Genomic DNA, 1943 nt, shown 5'->3' on the forward strand with positions numbered 1-1943 from the left:
GGGTCGGTGAGCAGGGCGGTGTTGGAGGGTAGTGCGGTGGTGCTGTTCGGGGTCGGCAGGGGTTCCCAGCGCAGAGGAAGCAACACCGGACCGTTCATTTCTGCTTCCTGACCAGCCTGGGGCTGGGGGGCGATCCAGTAGGAGTCGCGTTGGAAGGGGTAAGTGGGCAGATGCAGCGGGGGGCGGGGCGGAGCGCTTCGGCCGTCGGTCGGGTCCAGGTCCGGCCTGTCGTGGCGCAACGCGGTGGTGGGCCAGTCGATGGTGTGGTGGTGGGTGTGCAGCTGGCCGAGTGCCGTGTGGAAGGCCTGGCCCGCGGGCCGGTTCCGGTGCAGGGTGCCCGTGACCAGCAGTGGCGTCGCTGTGTCGGCCTCGGCGCTGGGGTGGGCGTCCACCGTGGCCTGAAGCGAGGGGGTGAGGACCGGGTGCGGACTTACCTCGATGAACGTGCGGCACCCCGCGTCCAGGAGGCCGCGAACGGTGGTCTCGAGTTGGACGGTGTGGCGAAGATTGCGGCACCAGTACGCCGCTGTCAGCTCGCGGGTGTCCAGAAGGGCCCCTGTGACAGTGGAGTGGAAGGGGATGGATGCGGGGCGAGCCGTGATGGGAGCGAGGGCTTCGAGCAGCTCGTCCGTCAGCGCGTCGACGTGATGTGAGTGGGAGGCGTAACTCACCGCGATCTTGCGGGCGTCGACCCCGTCGGCCGTGCACTGGGCAAGGAGCTCCTCCAGGGCGGATATGTCCCCGGCGACCACCGTGGACCCGGGCCCGTTGACCGCGGAAATGGTCAGACGCCCCTGCCAGGCGGCTAGCAGCTCCACTGCGGGTCCGGACCCCAGCGGCAGCGAGGCCATCCCGCCGCTGCCCTCCAGCGCGGTCAGCGCCCGGCTGCGGAGTGCGACGACGCGCGCGGCGTCCTGCAGTGACAGCGCCCCGGCGATGTGAGCGGCGGCGATCTCCCCCTGGGAGTGGCCGAGTACCGCATCGGGTTCGATCCCGGCGTCCTGCCAGTGGCGGGCGAGGGCCACGAGGACGGCGAACAGCGCGGGCTGCACCACGTCCACCCGGTCCAGACCCGGCGCGCCCGCCCGCTCCTCGAGTACGTCGGTCAGTGACCAGTCCACGTAACGTGACAGCGCCTCTTCGCAGGCGAGTACGGAAGACCTGAACGCCGTTGAGGAGGCGAGCAGTTCACGCGCCATACCCGGGTACTGAGAGCCCTGGCCGGGGAAGACGAACGCGGTTCCCCCGCATTCTCCACCGGTGTCGCCCGCCATCCCCTGGACCAACGCGGGGTGCGGCCGCTTTGCGCTCAATGCGTCCAGGGCCGTCAGGGCTTCCTCGCGGGAGTCCGCGGTGAGCACCGCGCGGTGGGGGAATACGCTGCGGGTGGTGGCCAGCGCGTGCGCCACATGGGGCAGCTGAAGTTCCGGGTGCTCTGTCAGGTGACTGCCCAGCCGAGTGGCCTGTGCGCGGAGTGCCGCCGCGGACTTCGCCGAGAGCGTCAAGGGCAGACCGGCCTGCCCTGACCGGTCGGCTTCCATGGGTGGCCCGGCCTCGTGAGCCGCTTCCGCGGCAGCCTCCCTGGTCGGCGCCTCCCGCAGGATGACGTGGGCGTTGGTGCCGCTGACGCCGAAGGCGGAGACGGCGGCGTGTCGTGGCCTTCCTCTGTCGGGCCAGGGGGTGGCCTTGGTGAGGAGGTTGATGTGTCCGGTGGTCCAGTCGATGTGGGGGGAGGGTTTGTGGGCGTGGAGGGTGGGGGGTAGGTGGTCGTGGTTGAGGGCTTGGACCATTTTGATGATGCCGCCGATGCCTGCGGCGGCTTGGGTGTGGCCGATGTTGGATTTCAAGGATCCGAGTAGTAGGGGGTGTTGGGGGGTGTGGTGTTGTCCGTAGGTGTTGAGCAGGGCGTGGGCTTCGATGGGGTCGCCCAGGGTGGTGCCGGT

General features: G+C 69.9%; 1 protein-coding gene. It reads right to left on the minus strand.

What is annotated here, in order from left to right; all coding sequences use genetic code 11:
* A partial coding sequence (locus AC07AG_RS42585; protein WP_478762587.1) for a type I polyketide synthase occupies positions 1-1931 on the minus strand: 1931 nt, incomplete at its 3' end.
* Between the last annotated feature and the right edge of the window lie 12 nt (positions 1932-1943).

Source organism: Streptomyces sp. NPDC044044 (assembly GCF_056434405.1).